The sequence below is a fragment of the Mesorhizobium sp. M7A.F.Ca.CA.001.10.2.1 genome, from assembly GCF_003998575.1.
Taxonomy (GTDB): domain Bacteria; phylum Pseudomonadota; class Alphaproteobacteria; order Rhizobiales; family Rhizobiaceae; genus Mesorhizobium.
This window is the reverse complement of the sequence record NZ_RZQY01000363.1, coordinates 1-5,888: the sequence shown is the minus strand read 5'-3', so window position 1 is coordinate 5,888 and position 5,888 is coordinate 1. Positions and strand designations below refer to the sequence as shown.

Below are 5,888 nucleotides of genomic sequence, written 5' to 3'. Positions count from 1 at the left end.
CAGCCATGTCGCCATGGGGCGCGACCGCCGGACCTATCGCTTCCTCAAGGACACCCGTATCGGCCGGGTGGTGCTTGCCGAATCCACCGAGATGAAGCCGGTTGCCGATTCCGTGACACGCTATGTCGCCGAGCGCATCGTCGAGCGTCAGAGGATGCTGGAAGGCGGCGTCGAACCCGCCGTCGCCGGCCTGAAACGTGCGTATGTGCCGGAAGCCGAACCGCCGCTGCGCGCAACGGAGCGCGGCAAACGCTGGTCGGCCCTTCTGTCCGGGCTTGGCCTGGTCGCTGCCGGCGCACTGGTCGGCCTTGTGGTGTCGGTCGTCCTGTTCTGGGACCGCATCGTGGCCATGGTTGTCAATTTGCGGCCATAGCGGCCTCGGCGCCAAGCTCCACCGTCTGCAGATCGGATGGCGGTATGGACGGCCCGGTCAGGCCGCGCCGTGTCAGCCGGATCCGCCAATTGCCCTTCTCGCCGTCAATGTCGAACAGATTGTACTGCGCCGCCGGGTTCTTGCCGCCCGGCGCCTGGCCGGCGGCAGCGACACCGACCGCCGGGATCCTGACGCCGCGACCGCCGATGAAGAACAGCGACGGCAGATGCGAATGGCCGTGCAGCACAAGGTCGGCGCCGTGATGGCGAATGATCTTGTTGAAGCGGGCGATGCCGAACAGCCGCTTGTGCTGCGGGACCGCGCCGCGCACCGGCGGATGATGGATCATGATGGCGCGAAACAGCCCCTGTCCGGCGGTATCCCCGAGGATTTTGCCGAGCCGCTTCGCTTGGCCTTCCATGAAGAAACCATTGGCCATGAAGGGTGCCGTGGCGCGCGCCGTCGAGACACCGATCAGCGCGACGTTGCCGCGCACGCGCAAATAGGGAAATGCGTTACGATCGACCGGCGTGTTGACGCCGTCGCCGCTCATCCACGCCGCCCAGGATCGGCAGACCTTGTCGAAGGCGCCTGGCACATAGGCGTCGTGATTGCCCGGAACGACCGAAACATCATGCGGCGGTGCCAGCGTCTCCAGCCAGTGCCTGGCCATCTCGATCTCGCCGTCGAGCGCCAGATTGACCAGGTCGCCGGTGACGGCGAGGTGGTCAGGCGTGTTCGCCTTGATGTCGGCGACGATCGTGTCGATGACCGCATCATGCATATGGCGGCGGCGGTTGCGCTGCCAGTTGACATAGCCGAGCACGCGCTTGGAGGCGAGATCGCGATAGGATACATCGGGGAGCGGCCCCAGATGGACATCGGAAATATGCGCGAGCCTGAACATACAACCTTCATAGGCGACCCGCGCACGGCTTTCCACCCACGGTTTCGCTATCAATGACGAGCCCTGAAGATGCCTTCCGCCAGACCGGCTGGCCAGGTTTGAGGGCCAGGCTGTTCCATCTCTATTTCGTGCTGCGGAGGCCGATGACGCTTGGCGTGCGCGGCCTGATCCACGACAGGGCGTCCAAGTCCGTCTTCCTCATTCGCCATACCTACGTACCAGGCTGGCAGCTGCCCGGCGGCGGCGTCGAAGTCGGCGAGACGATGAACGAGGCACTGGCCCGTGAACTGGCCGAGGAAGGCAACATCGCTCTCACCGCCCCGCCGGTGTTCAAATCGATGCATTTCAACCGCCGCTCCAGCCGCCGCGACCATGTCGGCTTTTATTTGCTCGAGCATTTCAGCCAGACGGCGCCGAAGCGGCCGGATCACGAAATCGCCGAAGCCGGCTTCTTCCCGCTCGACCGCTTGCCGCAGGGCACGACGCCGGCGACGCTGCGCCGGATCGCCGAGGTTTTTGACGGCGAGCAGCCCTCGCCCTACTGGTAGATCAGGCTGCCGCTTTCTCGAAGCGCGCCCGGTCGTGCCATGCGGCATAATCCAGATCCGGTCCGACAGGCACGATCCGCGTCGGATTGATCGTCTGGTGGCTGCCGTAATAGTGCGCCTTGATATGATGCATGTTCACCGTCCCGGCCACACCAGGCACCTGGTAGAGATCACGCAGATAGTTGGACAGGTTCGGGTAGTCGGCGATACGGCGCAGATTGCATTTGAAGTGGCCGACATACACCGGATCGAAGCGCACCAGCGTGGTGAACAGCCGCCAGTCGGCTTCGGTGATACGATCGCCGACGAGATAGCGCTGCTTCGACAGCCGCTCCTCCAGCGCATCCAGCGCTGTGAACACTTCACCGAACGCCTCTTCATAAGCGCGTTGCGTGGTGGCGAAGCCGGCGCGATAGACGCCGTTGTTGACCGCGGGATAGACCAGCGCATTGATGCGATCGATCTCGCCGCGCAATGCCTTCGGATAGAAATCGAGGCTGGCGTCGCCCCATTCGTCGAAGGCTGAATTCAGCATGCGGATGATTTCGGAAGACTCGTTGGAGACGATGGTCTGCTCCTTTTTGTCCCACAGCACCGGCACAGTCACCCGGCCCGAATAGGCGGGATCGGCCTTGGCATAGATCTGGTGCAGGAAGTCGAGGCCATAGAGCATGTCGCCCGTGGCGCCGTCCTCAGCCACGAACGTCCAGCCGTTGGCGCCCATGAAATGATGCACCACCGACACCGATATGACGCCTTCCAGCTTCTTCAGCGCGCGAAAGATCAACGTCCGGTGGGCCCACGGACAGGCAAGCGAGACATAGAGGTGATAGCGGCCGGGCTCGGCGTTGAAACCACGCGTCCGGCCTTCGGCAGGCGCCCCGTCAACGGTGACCCAGTCGCGCCATTGCGACTGCGTCCGCACGAACCTGCCACCATTGTCCGCTGTATCGTACCAGCGGTCCTGCCACCTTCCTTCGACCAGCATTCCCATACAAATCTCCTTGCGTCCTGTTGGTTGATGTAGGCGCAAGGCTGCCCTGTCGAAGACGTCAGGTGCTGAACAGACCGTCACTTGGCGGAAATGACGAACAAAACGGCCGATTGCAGCGGCGGGAAATTGATGCTAGCGGACAATCCGCATGTTCGATTTTGCTTCGATCCGGTTTTACCGACGACGAAAGGGCGCCCGCGCTTGATGAAGCGCTGACTGGCGAATGCTGCCGTTTGCAGCAACCTTTCCTCCTTACCGGAACGCAAAGACCATGAGCCTTGCCGACGTGAAATACCTGCCGGAAACCCCGGCGCACGACCCCGAGATCGAAGCCATCAATGACGAAGCCTTCGGGCCGGGCCGCTTTGTGCTGGCCGCCTACAAGATTCGTGAGGCCGGAGGGCACGAGCGTTCGCTGTCCTTTGTCGCCGTCGATGGCGACATCGTCGTCGCCTCGGTGCGCATGACCCGCATCGCCGCCGGTGCCGGCCGCGCATTGATGCTCGGGCCGCTCGCGGTGCGGCCGGCCTTCAAGAATCTCGGCATCGGCCGCCGGCTAGTGGCGATCGCGCTAGAGGCCGCCGCCAAGACCGGCGCACCTGCCGTCATGCTGGTCGGTGACGAGCCCTATTACGGGCCGCTCGGTTTCAAGCGGATTCCGCGCGGCCAGATTTCGATGCCGCGCCCCGTCGATCTCGACCGGCTGCTGTCGCACGAGATCGCGCCGGGCGCGGTCGCCAGGCTCTTGGGCGAGGTCTGCCACGCCGATCAGGCCAGGGTGGCCGATCCTGTCGCGGCGATGGCTTGACCTTTCCCGTCGATCTGGCGCCTGATCCGTCCCACTGTTCCTGAGATCAAAGGATGACGTCATGAACCCGAACGGCCAGATCGCGATCGTCACCGGCGGCGGCTCCGGCCTTGGCGAGGCAACGGCGCGCGCGCTGGCCGCCAAGGGCGCCCGCGTCGCCATCTTCGACGTGGGTATTGACCGCGCCGCCAAGGTCGCGGCCGAGATCGGTGGTATTGCCGTCCAGTGCGACGTCAGCAGCGCCGACAGCGGAACCGCTGCGCTCGCCGACGTAGCCGCCAAGCTTGGCGAGCCGCGGATCCTGGTCAACTGCGCCGGCATCGCCATCGGCGTGAAGACGATCGGCAAGGATGGTCCCCACCCCCTTGATCAGTATCGCAAGGTGATCGAGGTCAATCTGATCGGTACGTTCAACATGATCCGCCTCGTCGCCGAGCGCGCGTCGAAGCTCGAGCCGCTGCAGGGCGGCGAGCGCGGCATCATCGTCAACACCGCTTCGGTTGCCGCCTATGATGGCCAGATCGGCCAGGCCGCCTATGCGGCATCCAAGGGCGGCGTCGTCGGCATGACGCTGCCGGTGGCGCGCGACCTTGCCCGTTCCGGCATCCGCGTCTGCACCATCGCGCCCGGCATCTTCAAGACGCCGATGATGGCCGGCATGCCGCAAGAGGTTCAGGATTCGCTGGGCGCCGCCGTGCCTTTCCCGTCGCGCCTGGGCGAACCGTCCGAATATGCCGCTCTCGCCCTGCACATCATCGAGAACCAGATGTTGAACGGCGAGACCATTCGTCTCGATGGCGCCATCCGCATGGCGCCGAAATAGAAGGTCATGAACGCCGGCCTGTCCGCTGCCGCTAAAACCGGTCCGCTGACCGGGCTGAAGGTGATCGAGATGGCCGGGCTCGGACCGGTGCCGCTGGCCGGCCTGATGCTGTCGGAGATGGGCGCGCAAGTGTTGCGCATCGAACGGACGGGGACGAGCGAGTTCCTGTCGCTGCCGGATGAGTACAACATCGACCGCCATGGCCGCGCCCTCCTGCGCCTCGACCTGAAGCGCCGTGAAGGCACCGATCTGTTGCTGCGCCTTGCCGAAAAGGCGGACATGTTGCTCGAAGGGTTTCGCCCGGGTGTCATGGAACGGCTTGGCCTCGGCCCCGAAACGGTGCTGGCGCGCAACCCGGCGCTGATCTACGGCCGTATGACCGGCTTCGGTCAGGACGGCCCGCTCGCCGGCCGCGCCGGCCACGACATCACCTACCTCGCCTATAGCGGCGTGCTGCACGCCATCGGCCATGCCGACGGCCGTCCCGTCCCGCCGCTCAACCTTGTCGCCGACTATGGCGGTGGCGCCATGATGCTGATTGCCGGCGTGCTGGCCGCCCTGTTCCAACGTTCTCGCACGGGCAAGGGTGACGTCATCGACGCCGCGATGGTCGACGGCGCCTCGATGCTGGCGGTGCCCCTGCACGCCTTGACGGCGGCCGGCTTGTGGAGCGACAAGCGCGGCGCGAACCTGCTCGATTCCGGCGCCCCGTTCTACGACACCTATGAGACGTCGGACGGACGCCATATCGCCATCGGCTGTCTCGAGCCGCAATTCTTCGCCGAATTCGCCAGGCTGCTGCCGCTCGACGAGCGCTTTGCGTCCGGCCAGTACGACAAGGCCCTGTGGCCGCCGATGCGCGCCGCCATTGCCGATCGGATCCGGCAGAAACCACGCGACGACTGGGACCTGCTGTTTGCCCAGACCGATGCCTGCGTGGCCCCCGTCCTGTCGCTGCAAGAGGCGAAGCACCACCCGCACAATCGGGCACGCAACGCCTCTGTGACGACAGGTGCATTTGAGCGCCCGGCCCCCGCGCCGCGTTTCTCGAGCTCGCAACCGACATTGGCCACTATGCCAGGCAATGAGGATTTGTCGCCATCGGCAATTCTGGCACGTTTCGGCTTTGCGAAAGCCGAGATCGACGGCCTTGTCAAATCCGGCTTGCTGACCGATAACGATAACTAGAGAAGAAAGATCAACTTACTGCGGTGCTGCCTTGGACGAGCCGAAAAAGGACGTGATCCGCGAGACGGACGCCGAAGCGATCCGGCTGGCGAAGACGCTTCTGCGCAGCGCCCGCTTTGGCGCCCTGGCGGTGATCGAACCGCAAACCGGCTCGCCGCTGGCCAGCAGGGTCGGCGTGGCCACCGACATCGATGGCGCGCCGCTGATCCTGGTGTCGATGCTTTCGGCGCACACCGGCGCCCTGCTT

At 64.8% G+C, this 5,888-nt stretch carries 7 protein-coding genes and 2 pseudogenes; 6 read left to right on the top strand and 3 right to left on the bottom strand.

What is annotated here, in order from left to right; translation table 11 throughout:
- A pseudogene (locus tag EN964_RS21665) lies at nucleotides 1-373 on the top strand (hypothetical protein); the annotation flags it as partial.
- Here EN964_RS21665 and EN964_RS21660 read toward each other — a convergent pair.
- Nucleotides 357-1,280 carry a metallophosphoesterase gene (locus EN964_RS21660; RefSeq protein WP_127267379.1) on the bottom strand — a complete coding sequence of 308 codons (924 nt, stop codon included), beginning with the start codon at nucleotides 1,278-1,280 and terminating at the stop codon, nucleotides 357-359. The pseudogene EN964_RS21665 and the gene EN964_RS21660 sit on opposite strands and share 17 nt — an antisense overlap.
- Nucleotides 1,281-1,333: 53 nt before the next feature.
- Here EN964_RS21660 and EN964_RS21655 point away from each other — a divergent pair, with 53 nt between their 5' ends.
- Nucleotides 1,334-1,828, top strand: coding sequence for an NUDIX domain-containing protein (locus EN964_RS21655; RefSeq protein WP_127267378.1), 495 nt, complete (start codon nucleotides 1,334-1,336; stop codon nucleotides 1,826-1,828).
- 1 nt (nucleotide 1,829) lies between these two features.
- On the opposite strand, the gene EN964_RS21650 is transcribed toward EN964_RS21655, so the two are convergent.
- Both EN964_RS21650 and EN964_RS37790 read right to left on the bottom strand, forming a co-directional pair.
- Entirely contained in the window at nucleotides 1,830-2,822 is a 993-nt protein-coding gene (locus EN964_RS21650; protein WP_127267377.1) for a glutathione S-transferase family protein, read from the bottom strand.
- A 77-nt stretch (nucleotides 2,823-2,899) separates the two neighbouring features.
- Nucleotides 2,900-3,064: a hypothetical protein gene (locus tag EN964_RS37790; protein WP_164748917.1), complete on the bottom strand. Its 165-nt coding sequence runs from the start codon at nucleotides 3,062-3,064 to the stop codon at nucleotides 2,900-2,902.
- A 29-nt stretch (nucleotides 3,065-3,093) separates the two neighbouring features.
- On the opposite strand from EN964_RS37790, the gene EN964_RS21645 reads away from it, so the two are divergent.
- From EN964_RS21645 to EN964_RS21630, 4 genes and pseudogenes are all read left to right on the top strand, one after another.
- Nucleotides 3,094-3,630: a GNAT family N-acetyltransferase gene (locus tag EN964_RS21645; protein ID WP_127267376.1), complete on the top strand. Its 537-nt coding sequence runs from the start codon at nucleotides 3,094-3,096 to the stop codon at nucleotides 3,628-3,630.
- A gap of 61 nt (nucleotides 3,631-3,691) precedes the next feature.
- Entirely contained in the window at nucleotides 3,692-4,453 is a 762-nt protein-coding gene (locus EN964_RS21640; protein ID WP_127267375.1) for a 3-hydroxyacyl-CoA dehydrogenase, read from the top strand.
- 6 nt (nucleotides 4,454-4,459) lie between these two features.
- Complete coding sequence (locus EN964_RS21635; protein ID WP_127267374.1) at nucleotides 4,460-5,641, top strand: CaiB/BaiF CoA-transferase family protein; 1,182 nt, start codon at nucleotides 4,460-4,462, stop codon at nucleotides 5,639-5,641.
- A 31-nt stretch (nucleotides 5,642-5,672) separates the two neighbouring features.
- A pseudogene (locus tag EN964_RS21630) lies at nucleotides 5,673-5,888 on the top strand (HugZ family protein); the annotation flags it as partial.